Source organism: Pantoea sp. SORGH_AS_0659 (assembly GCF_031453915.1).
Classification (GTDB): Bacteria; Pseudomonadota; Gammaproteobacteria; order Enterobacterales; family Enterobacteriaceae; genus Pantoea; species Pantoea leporis.
In genome coordinates this window covers 2,891,248-2,912,699 of the sequence record NZ_JAVJAK010000001.1, presented here as the reverse complement: position 1 = coordinate 2,912,699, position 21,452 = coordinate 2,891,248, and the positions used below count along the sequence as shown (strand labels likewise).

Here is a 21,452-nt window from a genome sequence, read left to right as displayed (position 1 = left end):
TGAATATTTATTGCGGATGCGTAATGTCGACTTCGCTTATTTTTGCGCTTTTTTGTTTCATGGTGAGCGTTGAACCGGCCGAGGCGATGATGATCGCCAGCAGCGCAATCCACTGCTTCAGCGTCAATAGCTCGCCCAGGAATAACATGCCTGATAACGCCGCCATCGCCGGTTCCAGACTCATTAAGGTACCAAAAATGCGTGCTGGCAGTCGTGTCAGCGCCATCATCTCTAAAGAATAGGGAATGGCGCTGGAGAGCAGGGCGATAAGCAGTGCCAGCGGCAATACTTCCCAATGCCAGATGCCCGGCGCGGCAAAGGTCAGGCCGAGCGGCACAAAAATCACCGAGGCAATCAGCGAACCCATCGCCACCGTCGCCGGACCATGCTCCGCGCCGGCACGCTGTCCTGCAAGGATATACACCGCCCAGCAGGCACCCGCACCTACCGCCAGCAACGCACCGAGTGGATCGATATGACTCATCCCTTCACCGATGGGCAACAGGAACCACAAACCCGCCACCGCCAGCAACACCCAAAGAAAATCAAGCGGACGACGCGCGCCGATCAACGCCAAAGTCAGCGGACCCAAAAACTCCAATCCGACGGCAACGCCCAGCGGCACGGTGCGAATCGCTAAATAGAAGAGATAGTTCATGCAGCCCAGCGCTAAACCGTACATCAGCAGCGGTTTGCGCTGCTCGCGCGTGAAGCGCAAACGCCAGGGTTTAAAGATAATGCAGAGAATCAGGGTGCCAAGACCAAGACGCAGCGCGGTAATGCCAGTGGCGCCAACGGTGGAAAACATCGATTTTGCCAGTGAAGCGCCGCCCTGTAGTGAGAGCATGGCAATCAGCAGCACAGCAACAGGGAACAACACTGGGGCCATATTTTTGGTCGTCAGAGGCGCAGACATCCTGTAATCCATTCCTTTTATTTATTAACAGCAGAGCAACAAGCGCTCAGTGTAATGGAATCTCAGGCAAATAAGGAGACGCGAATCGGGGAAATAAAACGCGCTGGCAGGTCAGAATTTGGCCATTTTTAGTGCCATTTCCGTAAAGAAACGTCAGGTTAGTTTAGGAATTTACTTAAAGGCATTTTTTGTGATCGTTATTTATGTTGCAGGAATATGATGCTTTTTATAAGTAAAATGAATGACATAGGAAACTTCATTAACTTTCTGTTACACCAAACAATCTGTTAGACAACAAAATGCGGGCAGAGTTTCTTGCTGTTTTTTGTTATATTTAGAGCGTTGTCAGGAGAGAAGTATATTCACATTTGAGGTGGTTATGAAAAAAATTGCATGTCTTTCAGCATTGGCTTGTGTACTTGCAGTTTCTGCAGGTTCTGCCATGGCACAAAGCACCGTTACCGGTGGTTACGCTCAGAGCGATTATCAAGGCGTTGCTAACAAAGCAAACGGCTTCAACCTGAAATATCGTTACGAAGACGGTACTAACCCACTGGGTTGGATCGGTTCTTTCACCTATACCGAAAAAGATCGTACTGATGCTGGCGCTTATAACAAAGCTCAGTACTACGGCATCACCGGTGGTCCTGCTTACCGTCTGAACGACTGGGCGAGCATCTACGGTGTTGTTGGTGTGGGTTACGGTAAATACCAGCAGAACGACAATTCAGTACGTTCTAAGTCTGATTCAAGCGACTACGGTTTCTCTTACGGTGCGGGCATGCAGTTCAACCCAATCGAAAACATCGCTGTTGACGTGGGTTACGAGCAGAGCCGTATCCGCAACGTTGACGTTGGCACCTGGATTGCTGGCGTAGGTTACAGCTTCTAAGTTCTTGCTTAGACCAGTTGCACAATAAACGGTCCTTCGGGACCGTTTTTTTATGGGCGCGATTAACGATTTACCTGCCGCCAGAAACACAAAGCCCGCTACATGAGCGGGCTTTATTGGAATTTGTATGCGTCGGGAACATTAGCCGCGCCAGATCAGTTTTGGGCACGGACGTTCAACCAGCTGTTTGCCGGTGAGCTTTTCAATCAGCATCAAGCGCAGCGCAAACGGCGAGCGGGTCAACAGGCACAGCAGCGATTTCAGCTCAAAAATCGGTTTGCTTTGTTCAGCCTGGAAACATTTGCCACAGTCGAGGCAGTTTTTCATGGTAGTCATGTTCACCTCCCGAGTGAATGACGACATTTCTTTGTAGCCTTTATAAGCTATTCGCTTACATTATCAACAAAGATAGCACTGGCTATACTCTTTAGCCAACACTATTTAGGAAAAATTTGTGCTTATTTGTGCCTGGTTTACAATGGGCGCAGCCAGCCCGCACCGCAGGTAAAGTGCGGCAGATAATAAAGAGGAAGTTAGATGAGTCGTCGTGCAAAAATCGCCACCAACATGCCCCAGGGCCCGCTAAAAGAGATAGAGGAGCATGTCGAAGGATTTCGTCAGGTGCGCGAGGCGCATCGTCGTGAGCTGATCGATGACTACGTTGAATTAATCTCTGATTTGATTCGTGAATTTGGCGAAGCGCGTCAGGTGGATATGGCTGCCCGTTTGGGCGTTTCCCAGCCGACCGTGGCGAAAATGTTAAAGCGTCTTGGCACCACCGGTTTGGTTGAGCAAGTGCCGTATCGCGGTGTATTCCTCACCGCCGAAGGCGAGAAGCTGGCTGAAGCGAGCCGCGTCCGCCATCATATTGTTGAAACTTTCCTGTTGGCGCTGGGCGTTAGCCCGGAAACCGCGCGCCGTGATTCAGAAGGCCTGGAGCATCACGTTAGTGATGAAACTTTGGCCGTGTTCCAGAAATTCTACGAGAATCGCTAACTACAAGGCCTTCCGCCATCATGCCCAATCTGCTTCGTTCTTTTATGCGCGATCGTATTTTGCATTTGTTGTTGCTGTTGGGTGTGATCATGTTGCCGCTGGCGAATTTCCGCTGGTCGCAACTGCCTTCCGCTGTGGACTGGCATACCATCATGACGCTCACCGGCTTACTGATGCTGACCAAAGGGCTGGAAAACAGCGGCTATTTTGATGTGCTCGGCGCACGTCTGATTCAGCGTTTCCAGCATGAACGCGCATTGGCGTTATTCATGGTGTGCGCCGCCGCGTTGCTCTCAACTTTTCTCACCAACGATGTTGCGCTGTTTATTCTGGTGCCGCTCACGCTGACGCTGCGTAAATTCTCGCGGCTGCCCATTTCGCGCCTGATCATTTTCGAAGCGTTGGCAGTGAACGCGGGTTCCTTACTGACGCCGGTTGGTAACCCGCAAAACATTCTGCTGTGGAGTCACGGCACGCTTAGCGTGCCCGGTTTCATTGCGCAGATGGCGCCGCTGGCGGCATTTTTACTGCTTTCGCTGATGGCGTTAACCTGGTGGAGTTTCCCGGCGCGCGCGATCCAAAAGCATGAGCAGAGTGAAACTCAGGCGTGGCGCAAACCGTTGTTCACGATTAGCGTGCTGCTGTATATCGTATTTATCGTCGCGCTCGAGCTGAAAATGACCGGCTGGGCGCTGCTGCTGGTGGCGGCCTGTTTCCTGATCATGGCGCGCAGCGTGTTGATCAGCATCGACTGGAGTTTGCTGCTGGTGTTCGTGGCGATGTTTATCGATGTCTTCCTGTTGATGCATTTGTCCTGGCTGCAGCCGCACTTTGCCGCTATTGGTCAGCTAGGCGAGGGCGGAATCTATTTGCTGGCGATTGGCTTGTCGCAATTCATTAGTAACGTTCCCGCCACCATTCTGCTTTTGCAGAAAGTGCCACCGTCGGAGGTGCTGGCGTGGGCGGTGAATATCGGCGGATTTGGCTTATTGCCGGGTTCGCTCGCCAACCTGATTGCCTTGCGGATGGCGCAGGACGCGCGCGTTTGGTGGCGTTTCCACTTGTTTTCTATCCCGATGCTGGCCTGGTCGATGTTAGGCGGATGGCTGCTGTTACACCTCATGCGTTAGCACCGTGCCAATGTCGGCTTATGTAAAGTTGCATTGGCATTTGTCAATTTCCCATCTAAGGTTATGTTGACCGTTTTTGCCCGGGAATCGGGACAACTGCCTACGATGAAAAATTATGGAAAACCAGAATCAACCGTCTGAACGCGATCAGCAGGATCCGCAAAAAACCGCCAATACCCATCAAGATAACAACGAACCAGAACGTAAACGTCCCGGAAAGAAGCCACTGATTTTTCTCGCCATTGTGGTGGTGATTATGATCGTGGTGGGATTATGGTTTTGGCTCACCACGCGCAATATCGAAAGCACGGATGATGCCTTTACCGAAGGCAATGCGGTGACCATCGCGCCGAAAGCGGCCGGATATGTGGTCAAGCTGCTGGTGCGCGATAACCAGCGCGTGAAGCAGGGCGATTTGCTGGTGGAGATCGATGCGCGCGACAGTGAAGCGCAGCGCGATCAGGCTAAAGCCCAGCTTGGTCTGGCCCAGGCGCAGCTGCATCAGGCGCAGGCGCAGTTAGCCTTGTCCCGCGTGCAGTATCCGGCACAGCGCGATCAAGCTCTCGCCGATCAGGCCAAAGCGCAGGCCAATTTGCTCAACGCCCAGGCCGATTATCGTCGCCAGCGCGGTGTTGATCCCCGTGCCACTTCACAGCGCAATATTGATACCGCCGCCGCGCAATTGCGTTCGGCTGAAGCGCAACTGCAAAGCGCTAAGGCGCAGGTTGAAGTGGCTTCTCAGGTGAAGCTGCAAATCCGCCAGCAGGAAACCAATGTGGAAGCGCGTGAGCAGCAGGTTGAGCAGGCGCAGGCGCAGCTCAACACCGCCGAATTGAATCTCTCTTATACCCAGGTTCGCGCACCTTACGATGGCTTTGTCACCAAGCGTAACGTGCAACTCGGCACACTGGTGCAGGCTGGCAGCGCGCTGTTCTCGCTGGTTTCGCCTGAAATCTGGATTAATGCCAATTTCAAAGAGTCACAGCTGGCGCGCATGAAGCCGGGTAATAAAGTGGAAATCAGTGTTGATGCCTGGCCGGATATGAAGCTGGAAGGGCATGTTGATAGCGTCCAGATGGGATCCGGTTCCCGCTTCTCCACCTTCCCGGCGGAAAACGCCACCGGCAACTACGTGAAAATCGTGCAGCGCGTGCCGGTGAAAATCGTTATCGATAAAGGATTGGATCCCAATCATCCGCTGCCGCTGGGCTTGTCGGTTGAGCCGAAGGTCACAGTGGAATGAGTGCGAGCGAAAGCTGGCGTCCGGCCAGCAATCCGTGGCTGGTCGCCATTACGGTGACGCTGGCGGTGTTTATGGAGATCCTCGACACCACCATCGTTAACGTCGCGCTGCCACACATTGCCGGTTCGCTCTCCTCCAGCTACGACGAATCGACCTGGGTTTTAACCTCTTATCTGGTGGCGAACGGCATCGTGTTGCCCATTTCGGCGTTCTTCAGCCGCCTGTTTGGCCGCAAGCAGTTCTTCCTGATTTGCATCGTGATGTTCACCATCTGCTCCTTCCTGTGCGGCATCGCGACGGAGCTGTGGCAGATCATTCTGTTCCGCATCCTGCAGGGCTTTTTTGGCGGCGGATTGCAGCCGGTACAGCAATCGGTGCTGCTCGATTACTTCAAAGCGGAAGATCGCGGCAAAGCCTTTGGTCTATCGTCGATTGCGATTATCGTCGCGCCGGTGATTGGTCCGACGCTCGGCGGCTGGATCACCGACAACTACAGCTGGCGCTGGGTGTTCTTCATTAATATTCCAGTCGGTATTTTGACGGTAATGGCAATTTACCAGCTGCTGGAAGATCCGCCGTGGGAGCGCAAGTGGGATAAAGGCCGCCTGAAGATCGACTACATTGGCATCAGCCTGATCACGCTGGGGCTTGGCTGTCTGCAGGTGTTCCTCGATCGTGGCGAAGATGAAGATTGGTTTGCCTCGCACTTCATTCGCCTGTTCGCCATGCTGGCGGTGATAGGCATTATCGGCGCCATTTATTGGCTGCTGTATGCCCGCAAACCGGTGGTCGATCTTAGCGTAATGAAGGATCGTAACTTCTGGGTGGCGGGCTTGCTGATGGCGGGCATGGCGATGATTTTGTACGGCAGTTCGGTGGTACTTCCCCAACTGGCGCAGCAGGATCTCGGTTACACCGCAACCTGGTCGGGGCTGGTGCTGTCGCCCGGCGCAATATTGATTGTGCTGACGATACCCATCGTGCTGAAGCTGATGCCGATTGTGCAAACGCGCTACATCATCGCGTTCGGCTTCACCTGCCTTGCCAGCGCCTTCTTCTATTCCACCCGGCTTACGCCCAACGTTGATTTCACCACGCTGGTGTTAATGCGCAGCGCGCAGTCGATTGGCCTTGGCTTCCTGTTTGTGCCGCTGACCACCATTGCGTTCATCACCGTGCCGCAGCGATTAAACGCCGATGCGTCGGCGCTGTTCACCATGTTCCGTAACGTCGCGGGTTCGATCGGAATTTCGCTGTCGACGGCGGGCATTACCGAACGCATGCAGACGCGATCGGCCACCATGGTGCACAACATGTCGCCGCTCAATGAGCCTTACAATCTCACGCTGCAGCATTGGGCTGATTCGATCCGTAATTTCACCACCGCAGTGGGCGATCCGCTGGTGCTGGCGAGCGGGCAGCTCTACCAGGAGATGATCGCGCAGGCCCGTATTCTGGCGTACATCGACGTATTTACGGGCCTGAGTATCGTGGCGTTGCTATTGATTCCATTTTGTTGGTTGCTTTCGCCGATCAAGAGCGAAGGCAGTGCAGGAGCACATTAAAATGAGTAAGTTTTCGCGCTCTACGCCGTCACTGACGTTGCTGGCGCTGTCACTGTTGCTGGCCGGATGTGCCGTAGGACCTGATTATCAGCCGCCGCAGGCGCACACGCCGGGCGGTTACCATGATTTGCCTTCACAGCAAGCGTCTAAGCCGCTGGCGGCAGCAACCAATCCGCTGTGGTGGAAAAGCTTTAACGATCCGCAGCTTGATAGCCTGATTGAGCGCGCTATTGCCGGCAACTTAACGCTGCAACAATCGGTGCTGCGTATTGCCGGGGCGCGTGAGCAGCTGGCGCAGGCGCGCGGTGGGTTATTCCCTTCGCTTAACGGCTCGGCAAAAGTGACCCGTCAGCAGCTCGGTTTAAAAGGCTTGCTGAAATCCAACGGCGTTTATGACCAGGTTGATAGCGATGTCGCCAGCCAGCTGAACGGTTTAGACCATTCTGTCACCCTTTATCAGGGCAGCTTTGACGCCAGCTGGGAGCTGGATCTGTGGGGCAAAGTACGCCGCCAGATGGAAGCTGCGGATGCGCAGCAGCAGGCGGCCATAGAACAACGCAACGATGCGCTGGTCTCGCTGGAAGCCGAAGTGGCGCGCGCCTATCTGCAATTGCGCGGTTCGCAGGCGGTGTTGGCGACCTTGCAGCAGCAAATTGAGGTCGCGCAGCAAACCTGGGAACTGACAAAAAGCCAGCAGCAAAACGGCTTAGCGCCGACCACGGATGTGGAAAATGCCCGCGCGCAATTAGCCTCGCTGAATGCGCAGCTGCCGCAATATCAGGCGCAGCAGTTGCAGGCAATGAACGGTTTGGCGGTGCTACTGGGTAAAACACCGGGCGCACTGGATAACGAACTGATGAACAAAAAACCGCTGCCTGATTTGCCGAAATTGGTGCCGGTGGGCATTCCGTCGACGCTGGCGCGGCGACGTCCGGATATTCGCCAGGCTGAAGCCACACTGCATGCGCAGACCGCGAATATTGGCGTATCCGTTGCCGAGCTGTTCCCCAGCTTGTCGCTCACCGGGCAACTGGGCGTGCGAAATACCGATGCCAGCTATCTGGATGACTGGAGCAGCCACTTCTTCAGCGTTGGTCCGTCGCTGTCGATTCCAATTTTTCAGGGCGGCCGTTTAGTGTCCAGCGTAAAATTGGCGCGCGCGCAGCAAGCCAGCGCGGCGCTTGATTATCGGCAAACGGTATTAACTGCGCTGCAGGATGTGGAGAACGCGTTGGTCAGTTATCGCGCCGATCAGCAGCAGGTTATAGCGCTGGATGAAACCACCGGCGCACTGCAACGTGCATTTGATTTGGCCAGCGACAGTTATCGTCAGGGTATTTCCACCTTCCTCGATGTATTAGATGCGCAGCGACAACTGGCGCAAGCTAAAGCGCAATCGACGCAGGCGCGGATGCAAAGTGCACTTGATTTAGTGGCGTTATATAAAGCGCTGGGCGGTGGCTGGGAACCTTATCAAAACGTCAATTTGCCGGACTATTCTGTGTTTGGTCCCGCAACGGAAGTGCATTAATTTCCCTTAGCAGCCGGTTAAACACCGGCTTTTTTTATCGGCACGATATGAAAAAATGAGATTCTTCTCTCATCCCGGGCAATATAATAATCCGTGATGAAAACAGGTTTTACGTTACACCATTAATCCTTGCTTACCATTATGCTCACTAATGCTGCAGCGCGTAATAGCCGCTAAATGATTGTTTATTACCTGGGAATATTGCTTTGAAATCGATTCCAGTTGCTACATATGGAACACATTACGCTTGTTAATTCAGGGTTAATTAAAGCGGTTATCCGCGTTTTAAACCCTAGCGTAAGAAATATGTAAGCAACTTCAGATTAATCCGGGCAATAAAATTAATTTATTTTTTTATTTGAATTAGGTAATCTTGCCACTACAGTTTATTTAACCCCCTTAAGCAAGGACATTGTGATGAGTGACGCATTTAAAGTTCTGAACAACATTCGCACATTACGTGCACAGGCTCGTGAACTGCCATTGAGCGATCTGGAAGAAATTCTGGAAAAATTAACGGTTGTCGTGACTGAACGTCGTGACGAAGTAAACGCTGAAGAAGCGCAGAACCGCGAAAAAGAAGAGAAGCTGTCTAAATATCGCGAAATGCTGCTGGCTGATGGTATTGACCCGAACGAATTACTGGGCGCTCTGGAAGTTGGTAAAAAACGCGCTAAGCGTGCACCACGCCCGGCAAAATATTCCTACACCGACGAAAACGGTGAAGTAAAATCGTGGACCGGTCAGGGCCGTACACCAGCAGCGATTAAAAAAGCGCTGGATTCAGGTAAAAGCCTCGACACTTTCCTGATCAAATAATCCGCACAATCCTTGTAAGTGGGAGCCGGGGGCAAATACCCCCGGCTTTTTTGTTGTTTTTATTTCTTTATGAGCAACAACACCTTTAGCCCAACGTAACGTCTGCCTCTGGCGCAGAGGTGGCGTCCGGGTGCCCGCTTCTGGCATAATGCCCGCTGTTTTTTCCTCCACTGCGTAACAAAGGTCAATGCCGTGTTAGTTTCCAGCAATATCACCATGCAGTTCGGCAGTAAGCCGCTGTTCGAAAATATCTCCGTTAAATTTGGCGGCGGTAATCGTTACGGTTTAATCGGTGCGAACGGCAGCGGTAAATCTACCTTTATGAAAATACTGGGCGGCGATTTGGCGCCAACGGGTGGAAATGTTTCCCTCGACCCAAATGAGCGTATCGGTAAGTTACGTCAGGACCAATTTGCCTTCGAGCAATATAGTGTGCTGGACACCGTGATCATGGGCCACAATGAATTGTGGGCAGTGAAGCAAGAGCGTGACCGTATATATGCATTGCCAGAAATGAGCGAAGAGGAAGGCTATAAAGTGGCCGACCTTGAAGTCGAATACGGCGAGATGGACGGTTACAGTTCAGAATCACGTGCCGGTGAATTATTACTGGGCGTTGGCATTCCTGTGGAGCAGCATTACGGTCCGATGAGCGAAATTGCGCCGGGCTGGAAATTGCGTGTCCTTTTAGCGCAGGCATTATTTGCCAATCCTGATATTTTGTTGCTCGATGAACCGACCAACAACCTGGATATCGATACCATTCGTTGGTTGGAGCAAGTGCTCAACGAACGTAACAGCACCATGATCATCATTTCGCATGACCGTCACTTCCTGAATATGGTGTGCACGCACATGGCGGATCTGGATTACGGCGAACTGCGCGTTTATCCGGGTAATTATGACGAATATATGACCGCGGCTACCCAGTCACGCGAACGTTTATTATCGGATAACGCCAAGAAGAAAGCGCAAATTGCCGATCTGCAATCGTTTGTTAGCCGTTTTAGCGCCAACGCCTCTAAATCGCGTCAGGCGACTTCGCGTGCTAAACAGATTGATAAAATTAAGCTGGAAGAAGTTAAAGCCTCCAGCCGTCAAAACCCGTTTATCCGTTTTGATCAGGATAAGAAGCTGTTCCGTAATGCGCTGGAAGTTGAAGCGCTGACCAAAGGTTTTGATAACGGTCCGCTGTTTAATAAACTCAACCTGATGTTAGAAGTCGGCGAGAAATTGGCGATTCTCGGTGCCAATGGTATCGGTAAAACTACGCTGTTGAAAACGCTGGTCGGTGAACATACGCCGGATAGCGGCACAGTGAAATGGTCTGAGAATGCGCGCATTGGTTATTACGGCCAGGATCACGCGGAAGACTTCGCTGACGATCTGACGGTATTCGACTGGATGAGCCAGTGGAAGCAGGAAGGCGATGACGAGCAGGCGGTGCGCAGTATTCTTGGTCGTCTGCTGTTTGGTCACGACGAGATCAACAAGCCCGCTAAGGTGCTGTCCGGTGGTGAGAAGGGTCGCATGCTGTTTGGCAAGCTGATGATGCAAAAGCCAAACATCCTGATCATGGATGAACCGACTAACCACCTGGATATGGAATCGATCGAGTCGCTCAACATGGCGCTGGAGATGTACGAAGGCACCCTGATTTTTGTCTCGCACGACCGTGAGTTTGTGAGCTCGCTGGCTACCCGCGTGATGGAGATGAAAGCCGATCGTATTATCGACTTCACGGGTAATTACGAAGATTACCTGCGCAGTCAGGGCATTGTTTAAGGTTTGTTAGGTTTCGGCGCCGATCAGGCGAAAATGCCGGGTCGCTGCGTAACGACGGTGTAAATACTTCCCCGTAACCTCGTCCGCCGCATCCCTGCGGCGGAGGCTTTACTCCGGACCCGGCATACACGCCTTTATGCACGTCAGCTGCCAGCGTTATACCTCGCGCAAGGTCGTCATTCATGGCGACCTTGTTCACCACATACTTCACAATGCGCATCCTGCGCCACCTTCATGCTGCGGAACTCCGCGCTCATCGCGTCGTACATCAATAAGCGTGCGCTAGCGGGGTGACCGAACGCCGTTAGCACTTTTAAGGTTTCCATCGCCTGCATAGCACCGACCACACCCACCAACGGCGCCATCACGCCAGCTTCCACGCAACTTAACACCTGATCGCCAAACAAGCGGCTGATGCAGCGATAACACGGCTCGCCGGGCTGCCAGGTAAACACGCTGAGCTGGCCTTCCATGCGAATCGCTGCGCCGGAAATCAGCGGCACCTTGTGCTGAAAACAGAGGCGGTTGATCTGCTCGCGGGTATCGACGTTATCGGTGCAATCCACCACCGCATCATGGCGCGCAATTAACGTGCTGAGCTGCGCGTCATCCAGCTGCGCATCAATCGGCTCCAACTGGCAATGCGGATTAATCTCTGCCAACTGCTGCTGCGCCGAGGCGACTTTCGCTACGCCAATTTTCGCATCACTGTGCAGGATCTGGCGCTGGAGATTACTGAGGCTAACGCTATCGAAATCGAGCAACGTGAGATGTCCCACACCCGCCGAGGCCAGATAGGGCGCCGCCGCACAGCCGAGTCCGCCGAGGCCGATCACCAACACCTGTGCCGCCTTTAGCTTTTCCTGGCCATCAAAATCAAAACCGCGCAGGACAATCTGACGGTTATAGCGCAGCATCTCTTTATCGCTCAACTCAACGCTCATTAGCCCTCCAGCAGGCTATTAAAGGCTTCGATCTCCACCCATTCGCCCGGTTCCACATCGCCGCGCTCGCGCTCCAGCACCACAAAGCAGTTGGCCAGCGCGAACGAGCTGAACACGTGCGAACCTTGCGCACCGGTGCTGCGCACTTCCAGCACGCCATCGTCACCGCGGCTGAGAATCGCACGTTGGAAGTCGAGACGACCCGGCGATTTCTTCAAACGCTGGGTGGCGCGCGCACGTTGGCGTAGCGGCATGATGCGCGTGGTTTGGCCGGTTAAGGTGGCCAGCAGCGGCTGAACTAATTGATAGAAGGTTACCGCCGCAGAAACCGGATTGCCCGGTAAACCGCAGAACCAGCTGTTGGCCAGGCGACCAAAAGCAAAGGGTTTGCCCGGTTTGATCGCCAGTTTCCAGAAGGTGATAGCGCCGAGCTCTTCCAGTATCGCACGGGTGAAATCGGCTTCGCCAACCGACACGCCGCCGGTGCTGATCACCACATCGGCCTGGCGATCGGCTTCGGTAAAGGCGGTACGCAGCGCCGCCTGATCGTCGGCAATCACGCCGAGATCGATCACTTCGCAGCCCAGCTTGTTAAGCATTAACGCCACGGTAAAGCGGTTGGTATCGTAAATCTGACCTTCCGCCAGCGGCTGGCCGACCGCCTGCAGTTCATCGCCGGTGGAGAAGATTGCCACGCGCAGTTTGCGCAGCACGCTGACTTCAGCAATCCCCAGCGACGCCAGCAGCGGCAGTTCGGCCGCACCAAGGCGCACTCCGGCGTCCAGCACCTGTTTGCCCGCCTGAATGTCTTCACCGATGCGACGAATATTTTGCGCAGCCTGCACCGGCGCGGTAATGACAATGCCGCCGTCGCGTTGCTCCGTTTGCTCCTGCATCACCACGGCATCACAACCGGCGGGAATTGGCGCGCCGGTCATGATGCGGATCACGCTGCCCGCGGGCCACGCACCGTTAAACGGCGCACCGGCGAAGGCTTTACCGGCCACCGGGAACACGCGATCGGGTGCGATGTCGGCCAGACGCAGCGCGTAACCATCCATCGCCGAGTTATCAAACGAGGGCACATCGAGCGGCGAGTTGATCGGCCTGGCGGTGATACGTCCGGCGGCCTCAAACAGCGAGACGTTGATCGAATCGCTAATCGGCGTCAGCTGTTGCAGCATCTTTTGCTGCGCGTCTTCGAGGGAGATTAATCCTGCGGTAAAAGGTTCCATGTCCATCTCTGCCTGGTTAATTTCAGATGCGGTCTATTATGGGTAATGCGTGGCCGTTAAGCGAGAGTGCACTTTACTCAATCAATGCACATTCCGTAGCGGCGCAATTTATTGCGCGATAAATCGCGCCGCTACGGAATGTGCGAATGGTAAAAATGGTTTTCCTGTTTTACAGGTGCGCATCCGCTAAGCACATCACAACCAAAAAAGTATAATCCACAATAAAAGGTTATGACCGCGCAGGCAGTTTCTGCTTTACAAGATGAGGGTGCCTTTCTATAGTCGAAAATTGCCAAAAAAAGATGAAAACCATTCTAAATCAGTGTTTTTGGTTCTGATTCCTTAACAGGGTACCGGTTATGGCTAAAGCAGTTATCGCAATTCACGGCGGTGCAGGCGCGATTACGCGTGCGGCAATGAGCGCCGAAAAAGAGCAGCACTATCGTCAGCAACTCACCGCAATCGTTACCGCAGGCCAGCAAATTCTTGCGGCGGGCGGCAGCGCGTTAGATGCCGTTACCGAAGCCGTACGCCTGCTGGAAGAGTGTCCGCTGTTTAACGCGGGCAAGGGCGCGGTGTTCACTCATCAGGGCACGCATGAACTCGATGCCAGCATTATGGATGGTCGCACGCTGGACGTCGGCGCGGTCGCGGGCGTCAGCCACATCCGCAATCCGATTCTGGCGGCGCGTAAGGTGCTGGAGAATAGCCCGCACGTACTGTTTATCGGTGCGGGCGCAGAAGCTTTCGCCGCTGAGCAAGGTTTAGCGCCGGTCGACGCCGATTTCTTCTCCACGCCGGAGCGCTGGGAGCAGCTGCAGCGCGCGCTGCACAGCCAGCAGATGGTGCTGGATCACGATGGCGAAGCAAACAGTCACAGCGACGATCCGCTGGACCCGGATCGCAAATTCGGCACCGTCGGTGCGGTCGCGCTCGATCTTCAGGGTAATCTGGCGGCCGCCACCTCAACCGGCGGCATGACCAACAAACAGGCCGGTCGCGTGGGCGATTCGCCTTTAGTCGGCGCAGGCTGCTACGCCAGCAACGACACCGTAGCGGTCTCCTGTACCGGTACCGGCGAAGTGTTTATCCGCACGCTCGCCGCTTACGACGTGGCGGCGCAGATGCATTACGCCGGACGCTCGCTGCAACAGGCCACCGCCAACGTCATTCATGACAAAGTGCAGGAGCTGGAAGGCAGCGGCGGGCTGATTGCCATTGACGCCGCAGGCAATGTGGCGCTGCCGTTTAACAGCGAAGGCATGTATCGCGGATTCGCCTATGTGAATGGCGATGTTGAGGTAGCGATTTACCGCGACAGCTAAGGAGCAGGCATGACGGACCAACAGCTGCAGTTTGCGCCGGAGCAGGTTCTGGCGGTGCGCGATCTTAACGTGCGCTTTGAGCATGAAGGGCGCATTACCGAAGCGGTACGCAACCTGTCGCTCGACCTGCATCGCGGTGAAACTCTGGCGCTGGTGGGCGAATCGGGCTCGGGCAAATCCGTCACCTCGCTGGCGCTGATGCGCTTGATTCAGCAGGCCGGCGGCGAAGTGAGCGGAGATATCCAGCTGCGGCGTCGCAATGGCGAGGTGCTGGATGTGATGCGCGCGTCGAACGGTCAGATGCGCAAAGTGCGCGGCGCCGATATGGCGATGATCTTTCAGGAGCCGATGACCTCGCTCAACCCGGTGTTTACCGTTGGCGAGCAGATTGCGGAATCCATCCGTCTGCATCAGGGAAAAAGTCACCAGCAGGCGCTGGCGGAAGCGCGGCGCATGCTCGATCTGGTGCGCATTCCCGAAGCGCAAAATGTGTTATCACGCTATCCGCATCAACTCTCGGGCGGCATGCGACAGCGCGTAATGATTGCCATGGCGCTGTCGTGCAAACCGGCGCTGCTGATTGCCGACGAACCTACCACCGCACTCGACGTCACTATTCAGGCGCAAATTCTGCAGTTGATCCGCGTGCTGCAAAAAGAGATGCAGATGGGGGTGATTTTCATCACCCATGATATGGGCGTAGTGGCGGAGATGGCCGATCGCGTGCAGGTGATGTATCGCGGCGATGTGGTAGAGCGCGCGTCGGTGCAGCAGCTGTTTGCCGACCCGCAGCAGCCCTATACCCGCGCGTTGCTGGCGGCGGTGCCCAAACTGGGGGCGATGCACGGCCAGCCGCTACCGGCTAAATTTCCCTTATTGCATAGCAACGGACGTGAAGAACTGGCCGCACCGCAGGACACGGTGCGTCACGATCGACCGCCGATTTTGCAGGTGCGCGATTTAGTCACGCGCTTTGATATTCGCGGCGGTTTACTCAATCGCGTTAAACGCCGCGTGCACGCGGTCGAGAAAGTCAGTTTCGATCTCCATGCCGGTGAAACGCTGGCGCTGGTGGGGGAATCCGGCTGCGGAAAATCCACTACCGGGCGTTCGCTGCTGCGGCTGGTAGCCAGCCAGGGCGGTACCATTACTTTTGACGGCCAACGCATCGATGCGCTGCAGGGCAATGCGCTGGCGTCGCTGCGTCGCGATATCCAGTTTATCTTCCAGGATCCTTACGCCTCGCTCGATCCGCGTTTGACCGTGGGTTTTTCGATCATGGAACCGCTGCTGGTGCACAAAACGCTGGATCGTCGTCAGGCAGAGAAGCGCGTTGCCTGGCTGCTGGAGCGTGTCGGCCTGCTGCCGGAACATGCGCAGCGTTATCCGCACGAATTTTCCGGCGGCCAGCGCCAGCGCATCTGCATTGCGCGCGCGCTGGCGCTCAATCCCAAAGTGGTGATCGCCGATGAATCGGTGTCGGCGCTGGATGTGTCGATTCAGGCGCAAATCATCAACCTGATGCTCGATTTACAGCGTGAATTTGGTATCGCTTTCTTATTTATCTCGCACGATATGGCGGTGGTGGAACGCATCAGCCATCGCGTGGCGGTGATGTATCTCGGACAAATTGTGGAAATGGGGCCGCGTCAGGCGGTATTTGAGCAGCCGCGCCATCCCTACACAAAAAAACTGATGGCCGCGGTGCCGGTGGCCGATCCGGCCCATCGGCATCGTGAGCGGGCGCTGATGGTGGATGAGATCCCCAGCCCGATTCGCCCGCTGGGCGATGAGCCAGAAGTGGCGCCTTTACTGGAAGTGGCACCGGGCCATTTTGTCGCCCGGCACGCAATTAGCGGCGCCTGAGCAGCAAACAACCGCACATCTTTGGATGTCGCGCATGACAGGGATTACAGGAGAACGATAACGATGCACCATATTATGCGAAAAGGGGTTATCACTGCCGGTTTGTTGAGTTCGGCGCTGGCGCTGCCCGCGTGGGCGGCGAAAGATGCGGTGATTGCGGTGGCCTCGACTTTTACCACGCTCGATCCGTATGACGCTAACGATACGCTGTCGCAGGCGGTGGCGAAGTCCTTCTATCAGGGCTTGTTCGGCTTCGATAAAGACATGAAGCTGACCAACGTGCTGGCGGAAAGTTATCAGGCGAGCAGCGACGGCCTGACCTACACCATTAAGCTGCGCGCCGGCGTGAAATTCCAGGATGGCACTGACTTTAATGCCGAAGCGGTGAAGGTGAACCTCGATCGCGCCAGCAATCCGGATAACCATCTCAAACGCTATAACCTGTTCAAATATATCGCCACCACCGAAGTGGTCGATCCGAGCACAGTGAAAATCACCCTGAAGCAGCCGTTCTCGGCCTTCATTAATAATCTCGCGCATCCGGCGGCGGTGATGATTTCCCCGACCGCGCTGAAGAAATATGGCAAAGAGATCGGCTTCCATCCGGTAGGAACCGGCCCGTTTGCCTTTGATACCTGGAACCAGACCGACTTCGTGAAAGTGAAAAAGTGGGACGGCTACTGGAAAAAAGGCTATCCGAAGCTGGATAGCATTACCTGGCGTCCGGTGGTGGATAACAACACCCGCGCGGCGATGCTGCAAACGGGCGAAGCGAGCTTTGCTTTCCCGGTGCCGTTCGAGCAGGCCAAACTGCTGGAAGGCAACAGCAAGCTCGATGTGGTCACCACGCCGTCAATCATGCAGCGCTACATCAGCCTCAACGTGACGCAAAAGCCGTTTGATAATCCGAAAGTGCGTGAAGCGCTGGAGTACGCCATCAACCGTCAGGCACTGGCAAAAGTCGCCTTTGCCGGTTACGCCACGCCAGCCACCGGCATCGTGCCGCCGAGCATCGACTTTGCGCAGAGCTATCCGGCAATCAAATATGATCCAGCCAAAGCGCGCGAACTGCTGAAAGAAGCGGGCTTCCCGAACGGTTTCGAAACCACGTTGTGGTCATCGCACAACCACAGTACCGCGCAGAAAGTGCTGCAATTCACCCAGCAGCAGCTGGCGCAGGTGGGCGTGAAGGTGAAAGTGACGGCGATGGATGCCGGTCAGCGTGCCGCTGAAGTAGAGAGCAAAGGGCAGAAAGAGAGCGGTGTACGCATGTTCTACACCGGCTGGTCCGCCTCGACCGGTGAAGCTGATTGGGCGCTGACGCCGCTGTTCGCCACCACTTCATGGCCGCCAGCCATCTTCAACACCGCCTTCTACAGCAATCCGCAGGTGGATAAAGATCTCGCCGATGCGCTGAAAACCACCGATCGCGACCAGAAAGCTAAGCTGTACAAAGACGCGCAGGATCGCATCTGGAACGATCATCCGTGGATCCCGCTGGTGGTGGAACAACTGCTGTCAGCCAACAATAAAAACCTCAGCGGTTTTTATGTCATGCCCGATACCTCATTCAATTTTGATGAGGCCGATCTGAAGTAACAGACGCGGCCAGCCTTAGCGGGCTGGCCGATGCTGCGCAGGACTTCGCATGCTCAACTATTTTCTCAAACGATTACTGGGACTGATTCCCACGCTGCTGATTGTGGCGGTGCTGGTGTTCCTCTTCGTCCATTTGCTGCCAGGCGATCCGGCGCGCCTGATTGCCGGCCCGGAAGCGGATGCCTCAGTGGTGGCGCTGGTGCGTCAGGATCTCGGCCTCGATCAGCCGCTGCTCAAGCAGTTCTGGCACTTTATGATCAATGCGGTGCAGGGCGATTTCGGCCATTCGCTGGTCTCGAAACGTCCGGTAATTGACGAAATTGCCGCGCGCTTTTTCCCGACGCTGTGGCTGACACTCAGCAGCATGGTGTGGGCGGTGATATTCGGTATGGCGATTGGCATCACCTCGGCGGTGTGGCGCAATCGCTGGCCGGATCGCATCGGCATGACGCTGGCGGTGTCAGGCATCTCGTTCCCGGCGTTTGCGCTCGGCATGCTGCTGATGCAGGTGTTTTCCGTCGAGCTCGGCTGGTTGCCGACCGTTGGCGCGGATAGCTGGAAACACTACATTTTGCCATCGATCACCTTGGGTGCTGCGGTGGCGGCGGTGATGGCACGCTTCACCCGCGCGTCGTTTGTGGAGGTGATGCAGGAAGATTACATGCGCACCGCGCGCGCCAAAGGGGTGCGCGAATCGCTGGTGGTGGTGAAACACGGCCTGCGCAACGCGATGATCCCGGTGGTCACCATGATGGGCCTGCAGTTTGGTTTCCTGCTCGGCGGCTCGATTGTGGTGGAAGTGGTGTTCAACTGGCCAGGCTTAGGCCGCTTGCTGGTGGATTCGGTCGAGATGCGCGATTACCCGGTGATTCAGGCCGAAGTGCTGCTGTTCTCGCTGGAGTTCATCCTGATTAACCTGATTGTCGATGTGCTGTACGCGGCAATCAACCCGGCAATTCGCTACAAGTAAGGAGTTGCAATTGAAGAACTGGCGACGAGCCGCGGCATTGAAAACCCTGCCGACTATCACGGAAAACCGGGTACGCACGCCGTGGCGCGAATTCTGGCGACGCTTTCGCCGTCAGCATGTGGCGCTGCTGGCCGGACTGTTTGTGCTGCTGCTGATCGTGGTGGCGTTTATCGCGCCGCTGATTGCGCCGTTTGATGCGGAAAACTATTTCGATTACGACCGGCTAAACGAAGGGCCGTCGCTGATGCACTGGTTTGGCGTTGACTCGTTGGGGCGCGATATCTTCAGCCGTGTGCTGGTGGGCACGCGTATCTCGCTGATCGCCGGTTTCTTCTCGGTGGCGATCGGCGCGCTGATCGGCACCGTTTTAGGTCTGCTGGCGGGCTATTACGAAGGCTGGTGGGATCGCATCACCATGCGTATCTGCGATGTGCTGTTCGCTTTCCCCGGCATTCTGCTGGCGATTGCGGTGGTGGCGATTATGGGCAGCGGCATGAGCAACGTGATTGTCGCGGTGGCGATCTTCAGCATTCCGGCGTTTGCCCGTTTGGTGCGCGGCAATACGCTGGTGCTGAAACATCAAACCTATATTGAGTCGGCACGCAGTATTGGCGCGTCGGACTGGACCATAATTATGCGTCACATCCTGCCCGGCACGGTGTCGTCGATTGTGGTCTATTTCACCATGCGTATCGGTACCTCGATTATCACGGCGGCGAGTTTGTCCTTTCTCGGCCTCGGCGCGCAGCCGCCCACGCCGGAGTGGGGCGCGATGCTCAATGAAGCGCGCGCCGATATGGTAATTGCGCCGCATGTCGCCATCTTCCCGAGCCTGGCGATTTTCCTCACCGTGTTGGCGTTTAACCTGCTGGGTGATGGTTTGCGTGATGCGCTGGATCCCAAATTGAAGACCTGATGGTGGGTCCGGTCGCCATTTATGGCGACCTCTTTAATAACCGCACTACTCCGGTCTTAGAACGTTTCCCAATTGTCATTACTGTGCGCGGCGGCAGGCTGCGCGCGGGTTGGTGTTATCACCGGTTTCACCACTTTCGCCACCGTTGCAGTCGCCTGGCGCGTGCCGGTTTTGAAGCGGGCCACCGCAGAAGAGAGGCTGCTGGCCTGCTGCTCCAGCGACGCTGAGGCGTTAGCCGATTCCTGCACCAGCGTGGCGTTCTGCTGCGTGACGCGATCCATCTCGTTCACCGCCTGACCAATCTGGTCGATGCCGCGGCTCTGCTCATCGGACGCTGAAGCAATCTCGCCCATGATATCGGTGACGCGGGTAACAGCGCTGACGATTTCCTGCATGGTTTCACCGGCGCTGCTCACCTGCTGCGAACCGGTGTTGACACGCTGCACGGAATTCTCAATCAGCAGTTTGATCTCTTTCGCCGCCTGAGCGCTGCGCTGTGCCAGATTGCGCACTTCACCCGCAACCACGGCAAAACCACGGCCCTGTTCACCGGCGCGCGCCGCTTCCACCGCCGCATTGAGCGCGAGGATATTGGTCTGGAAGGCGATGCCATCAATCACGCTGGTGATATCGGCGATTTTCTTCGAGCTGTCGGCGATATCGCGCATGGTTTTCACCACGCCATTCACCACATTGCCGCCTTTGTCGGCGGTTTCCGAGGCGGTTTTCGCCAGCTGCGTGGCCTGACGTGCGTTATCGGCGTTCTGTTTCACCGTGGCGGTCAGCTGTTCCATGCTGGCGGCGGTCTCTTCCAGCGATGCCGCTTGTTGCTCGGTGCGTGAAGAGAGATCGTTATTGCCGGTGGCAATCTCGCTGGCGCTGCCAAAAATCGCATCCGCGCTATCACGCACATTGTTAATGGTGCTGAGCAGCGACTGCTGCATATGGTTGAGGCTGGCGGCAATCGATGCCATTTCACTGCGGCCTTCCACCTGCAAACGGGCGGAGAGATCGCCGTCGGCGAAGCGCTCCATCTGCTGCTGTACCTGCTTCATCGGTGCCAGCAGGATGCGACGCACCAGAATCCACACCGCAGCCAGCAATAGCACCACAACTATCGCCATCACGGCGACCAACACCAGCATGTGCTGATAGTTATTATCATATTCCGCATTGCGCTCGGCCAGCAGCTGCACGTTTTGCTCGCGCCATTGCTTGTACGCGACTTCCAGATCGTCCTGCGCCTGCTGGGCGTCAAGGTTGCCATAGGCGGCGTAATCATTGGCTTTCAGGAACGCTGCCGACTGTTTCAGCAATTCTGCGAAGGCAGCAAATTTAGCGTCGACTACACTGGCTGAATCAGCGCTTTGTCCGGCAATGCGCGGCATGTTCTGGTAGAGGTCATAATGTTGCTTTGCTTCATCCAGTGATGCACCTGCGCTGATCAGCAGTTTGTTGATGGCGGCGACGGACGCTTCATCCGTTTGTTTTTTTAGGATACGAATGGCGACGCGGTTAATGATCACGCGCGTTTTCACCAGCGTTTGCCAACCGTCGGCCAGCTCACGCTGCTGATGTGACAGCTGATTACTGGTGGTGAAATTATGCTGTCCGGTAATCAGTGATGATAAAAACAGCGAGCCGGAAATCGCCTGCATCGCGGTGAAAACCACCAATATCATCATGATGGCTGTCACAATTTTCATTCGTTTAAACATAG

18 protein-coding genes are annotated in these 21,452 nt (G+C 55.4%); 13 read left to right on the top strand and 5 right to left on the bottom strand.

Features of this window, described 5'->3' with window-relative positions; translation table 11 throughout:
- Window positions 1-7 precede the first annotated feature (7 nt).
- Complete coding sequence (gene rhtA, locus Q3H59_RS13750) at window positions 8-916, bottom strand: threonine/homoserine exporter RhtA (RefSeq protein ID WP_192413931.1); 909 nt, start codon at window positions 914-916, stop codon at window positions 8-10.
- A gap of 379 nt (window positions 917-1,295) precedes the next feature.
- Here rhtA and ompX point away from each other — a divergent pair, with 379 nt between their 5' ends.
- Window positions 1,296-1,808, top strand: coding sequence for an outer membrane protein OmpX (gene ompX / locus Q3H59_RS13745; protein ID WP_101761014.1), 513 nt, complete (start codon window positions 1,296-1,298; stop codon window positions 1,806-1,808).
- Between the two features lie 141 nt (window positions 1,809-1,949).
- On the opposite strand, the gene Q3H59_RS13740 is transcribed toward ompX, so the two are convergent.
- Window positions 1,950-2,144, bottom strand: coding sequence for a hypothetical protein (locus tag Q3H59_RS13740; protein WP_192413929.1), 195 nt, complete (start codon window positions 2,142-2,144; stop codon window positions 1,950-1,952).
- A 201-nt stretch (window positions 2,145-2,345) separates the two neighbouring features.
- On the opposite strand from Q3H59_RS13740, the gene mntR reads away from it, so the two are divergent.
- The 7 genes from mntR (at window position 2,346) to Q3H59_RS13705 (ending at window position 10,877) form a co-directional block, all read left to right on the top strand.
- Window positions 2,346-2,804 carry a manganese-binding transcriptional regulator MntR gene (gene mntR / locus Q3H59_RS13735; RefSeq protein WP_101761012.1) on the top strand — a complete coding sequence of 153 codons (459 nt, stop codon included), beginning with the start codon at window positions 2,346-2,348 and terminating at the stop codon, window positions 2,802-2,804.
- Window positions 2,805-2,824: 20 nt separating this feature from the next.
- On the top strand, window positions 2,825-3,934 hold the full coding sequence (locus Q3H59_RS13730) for an SLC13 family permease (RefSeq protein ID WP_137385455.1): 1,110 nt from the start codon (window positions 2,825-2,827) through the stop codon (window positions 3,932-3,934).
- Between the two features lie 115 nt (window positions 3,935-4,049).
- On the top strand, window positions 4,050-5,177 hold the full coding sequence (locus Q3H59_RS13725; protein ID WP_176970930.1) for an HlyD family secretion protein: 1,128 nt from the start codon (window positions 4,050-4,052) through the stop codon (window positions 5,175-5,177).
- Window positions 5,174-6,742, top strand: a complete 1,569-nt coding sequence (locus Q3H59_RS13720) for a DHA2 family efflux MFS transporter permease subunit (protein WP_110865813.1) — start codon at window positions 5,174-5,176, stop codon at window positions 6,740-6,742. Before Q3H59_RS13725 ends, Q3H59_RS13720 begins: the two co-directional genes overlap by 4 nt.
- 1 nt (window position 6,743) lies before the next feature.
- Complete coding sequence (locus Q3H59_RS13715) at window positions 6,744-8,273, top strand: efflux transporter outer membrane subunit (RefSeq protein WP_101761008.1); 1,530 nt, start codon at window positions 6,744-6,746, stop codon at window positions 8,271-8,273.
- Between the two features lie 417 nt (window positions 8,274-8,690).
- A complete protein-coding gene (locus tag Q3H59_RS13710; protein WP_101761007.1) occupies window positions 8,691-9,092 on the top strand; it encodes an H-NS family nucleoid-associated regulatory protein in 402 nt (133 codons plus the stop codon).
- Between the two features lie 192 nt (window positions 9,093-9,284).
- On the top strand, window positions 9,285-10,877 hold the full coding sequence (locus tag Q3H59_RS13705) for an ABC-F family ATPase (protein ID WP_064741202.1): 1,593 nt from the start codon (window positions 9,285-9,287) through the stop codon (window positions 10,875-10,877).
- Between the two features lie 176 nt (window positions 10,878-11,053).
- Here Q3H59_RS13705 and moeB read toward each other — a convergent pair whose 3' ends face one another.
- Both moeB and moeA read right to left on the bottom strand, forming a co-directional pair.
- Window positions 11,054-11,821 carry a molybdopterin-synthase adenylyltransferase MoeB gene (moeB, locus tag Q3H59_RS13700; protein WP_309835362.1) on the bottom strand — a complete coding sequence of 256 codons (768 nt, stop codon included), beginning with the start codon at window positions 11,819-11,821 and terminating at the stop codon, window positions 11,054-11,056.
- Window positions 11,821-13,056, bottom strand: coding sequence for a molybdopterin molybdotransferase MoeA (moeA, locus tag Q3H59_RS13695; protein ID WP_276308730.1), 1,236 nt, complete (start codon window positions 13,054-13,056; stop codon window positions 11,821-11,823). The genes moeB and moeA overlap by 1 nt, the downstream gene beginning before the upstream one ends.
- 359 nt (window positions 13,057-13,415) lie before the next feature.
- Between moeA and Q3H59_RS13690 the strand changes: the two genes are divergently transcribed.
- The 5 genes from Q3H59_RS13690 (at window position 13,416) to gsiD (ending at window position 19,732) form a co-directional block, all read left to right on the top strand.
- On the top strand, window positions 13,416-14,381 hold the full coding sequence (locus Q3H59_RS13690) for an isoaspartyl peptidase/L-asparaginase family protein (protein ID WP_101761004.1): 966 nt from the start codon (window positions 13,416-13,418) through the stop codon (window positions 14,379-14,381).
- A gap of 9 nt (window positions 14,382-14,390) precedes the next feature.
- Window positions 14,391-16,247 carry a glutathione ABC transporter ATP-binding protein GsiA gene (gene gsiA, locus Q3H59_RS13685; RefSeq protein WP_217547131.1) on the top strand — a complete coding sequence of 619 codons (1,857 nt, stop codon included), beginning with the start codon at window positions 14,391-14,393 and terminating at the stop codon, window positions 16,245-16,247.
- A gap of 63 nt (window positions 16,248-16,310) precedes the next feature.
- On the top strand, window positions 16,311-17,846 hold the full coding sequence (gene gsiB, locus Q3H59_RS13680; RefSeq protein WP_192413917.1) for a glutathione ABC transporter substrate-binding protein GsiB: 1,536 nt from the start codon (window positions 16,311-16,313) through the stop codon (window positions 17,844-17,846).
- A 49-nt stretch (window positions 17,847-17,895) separates the two neighbouring features.
- On the top strand, window positions 17,896-18,816 hold the full coding sequence (gsiC, locus tag Q3H59_RS13675; protein ID WP_217547126.1) for a glutathione ABC transporter permease GsiC: 921 nt from the start codon (window positions 17,896-17,898) through the stop codon (window positions 18,814-18,816).
- Between the two features lie 10 nt (window positions 18,817-18,826).
- The gene (gene gsiD / locus Q3H59_RS13670; RefSeq protein WP_101761001.1) at window positions 18,827-19,732 is read left to right on the top strand and encodes a glutathione ABC transporter permease GsiD; all 906 of its coding nucleotides are present in this window, start codon (window positions 18,827-18,829) and stop codon (window positions 19,730-19,732) included.
- A gap of 56 nt (window positions 19,733-19,788) precedes the next feature.
- Here the strand turns inward: gsiD and Q3H59_RS13665 are convergent, their stop codons facing one another.
- On the bottom strand, window positions 19,789-21,450 hold the full coding sequence (locus tag Q3H59_RS13665; RefSeq protein WP_309835357.1) for a methyl-accepting chemotaxis protein: 1,662 nt from the start codon (window positions 21,448-21,450) through the stop codon (window positions 19,789-19,791).
- Between the last annotated feature and the right edge of the window lie 2 nt (window positions 21,451-21,452).

Excerpts from the sequence above, each read along its gene's own strand:
- Q3H59_RS13725 (WP_176970930.1), top strand. The coding sequence starts at position 4,050 with ATGGAAAACCAGAATCAACCGTCTGAACGCGATCAGCAGGATCCGCAA.
- rhtA (WP_192413931.1), bottom strand. The coding sequence starts at position 916 with ATGTCTGCGCCTCTGACGACCAAAAATATGGCCCCAGTGTTGTTCCCT.
- ompX (WP_101761014.1), top strand. The coding sequence starts at position 1,296 with ATGAAAAAAATTGCATGTCTTTCAGCATTGGCTTGTGTACTTGCAGTT.
- mntR (WP_101761012.1), top strand. The coding sequence starts at position 2,346 with ATGAGTCGTCGTGCAAAAATCGCCACCAACATGCCCCAGGGCCCGCTA.
- gsiA (WP_217547131.1), top strand. The coding sequence starts at position 14,391 with ATGACGGACCAACAGCTGCAGTTTGCGCCGGAGCAGGTTCTGGCGGTG.
- Q3H59_RS13690 (WP_101761004.1), top strand. The coding sequence starts at position 13,416 with ATGGCTAAAGCAGTTATCGCAATTCACGGCGGTGCAGGCGCGATTACG.
- Q3H59_RS13710 (WP_101761007.1), top strand. The coding sequence starts at position 8,691 with ATGAGTGACGCATTTAAAGTTCTGAACAACATTCGCACATTACGTGCA.
- moeA (WP_276308730.1), bottom strand. The coding sequence starts at position 13,056 with ATGGAACCTTTTACCGCAGGATTAATCTCCCTCGAAGACGCGCAGCAA.
- moeB (WP_309835362.1), bottom strand. The coding sequence starts at position 11,821 with ATGAGCGTTGAGTTGAGCGATAAAGAGATGCTGCGCTATAACCGTCAG.
- Q3H59_RS13730 (WP_137385455.1), top strand. The coding sequence starts at position 2,825 with ATGCCCAATCTGCTTCGTTCTTTTATGCGCGATCGTATTTTGCATTTG.
- Q3H59_RS13665 (WP_309835357.1), bottom strand. The coding sequence starts at position 21,450 with ATGTTTAAACGAATGAAAATTGTGACAGCCATCATGATGATATTGGTG.
- gsiB (WP_192413917.1), top strand. The coding sequence starts at position 16,311 with ATGCACCATATTATGCGAAAAGGGGTTATCACTGCCGGTTTGTTGAGT.
- Q3H59_RS13740 (WP_192413929.1), bottom strand. The coding sequence starts at position 2,144 with ATGACTACCATGAAAAACTGCCTCGACTGTGGCAAATGTTTCCAGGCT.
- Q3H59_RS13720 (WP_110865813.1), top strand. The coding sequence starts at position 5,174 with ATGAGTGCGAGCGAAAGCTGGCGTCCGGCCAGCAATCCGTGGCTGGTC.
- gsiC (WP_217547126.1), top strand. The coding sequence starts at position 17,896 with ATGCTCAACTATTTTCTCAAACGATTACTGGGACTGATTCCCACGCTG.
- Q3H59_RS13715 (WP_101761008.1), top strand. The coding sequence starts at position 6,744 with ATGAGTAAGTTTTCGCGCTCTACGCCGTCACTGACGTTGCTGGCGCTG.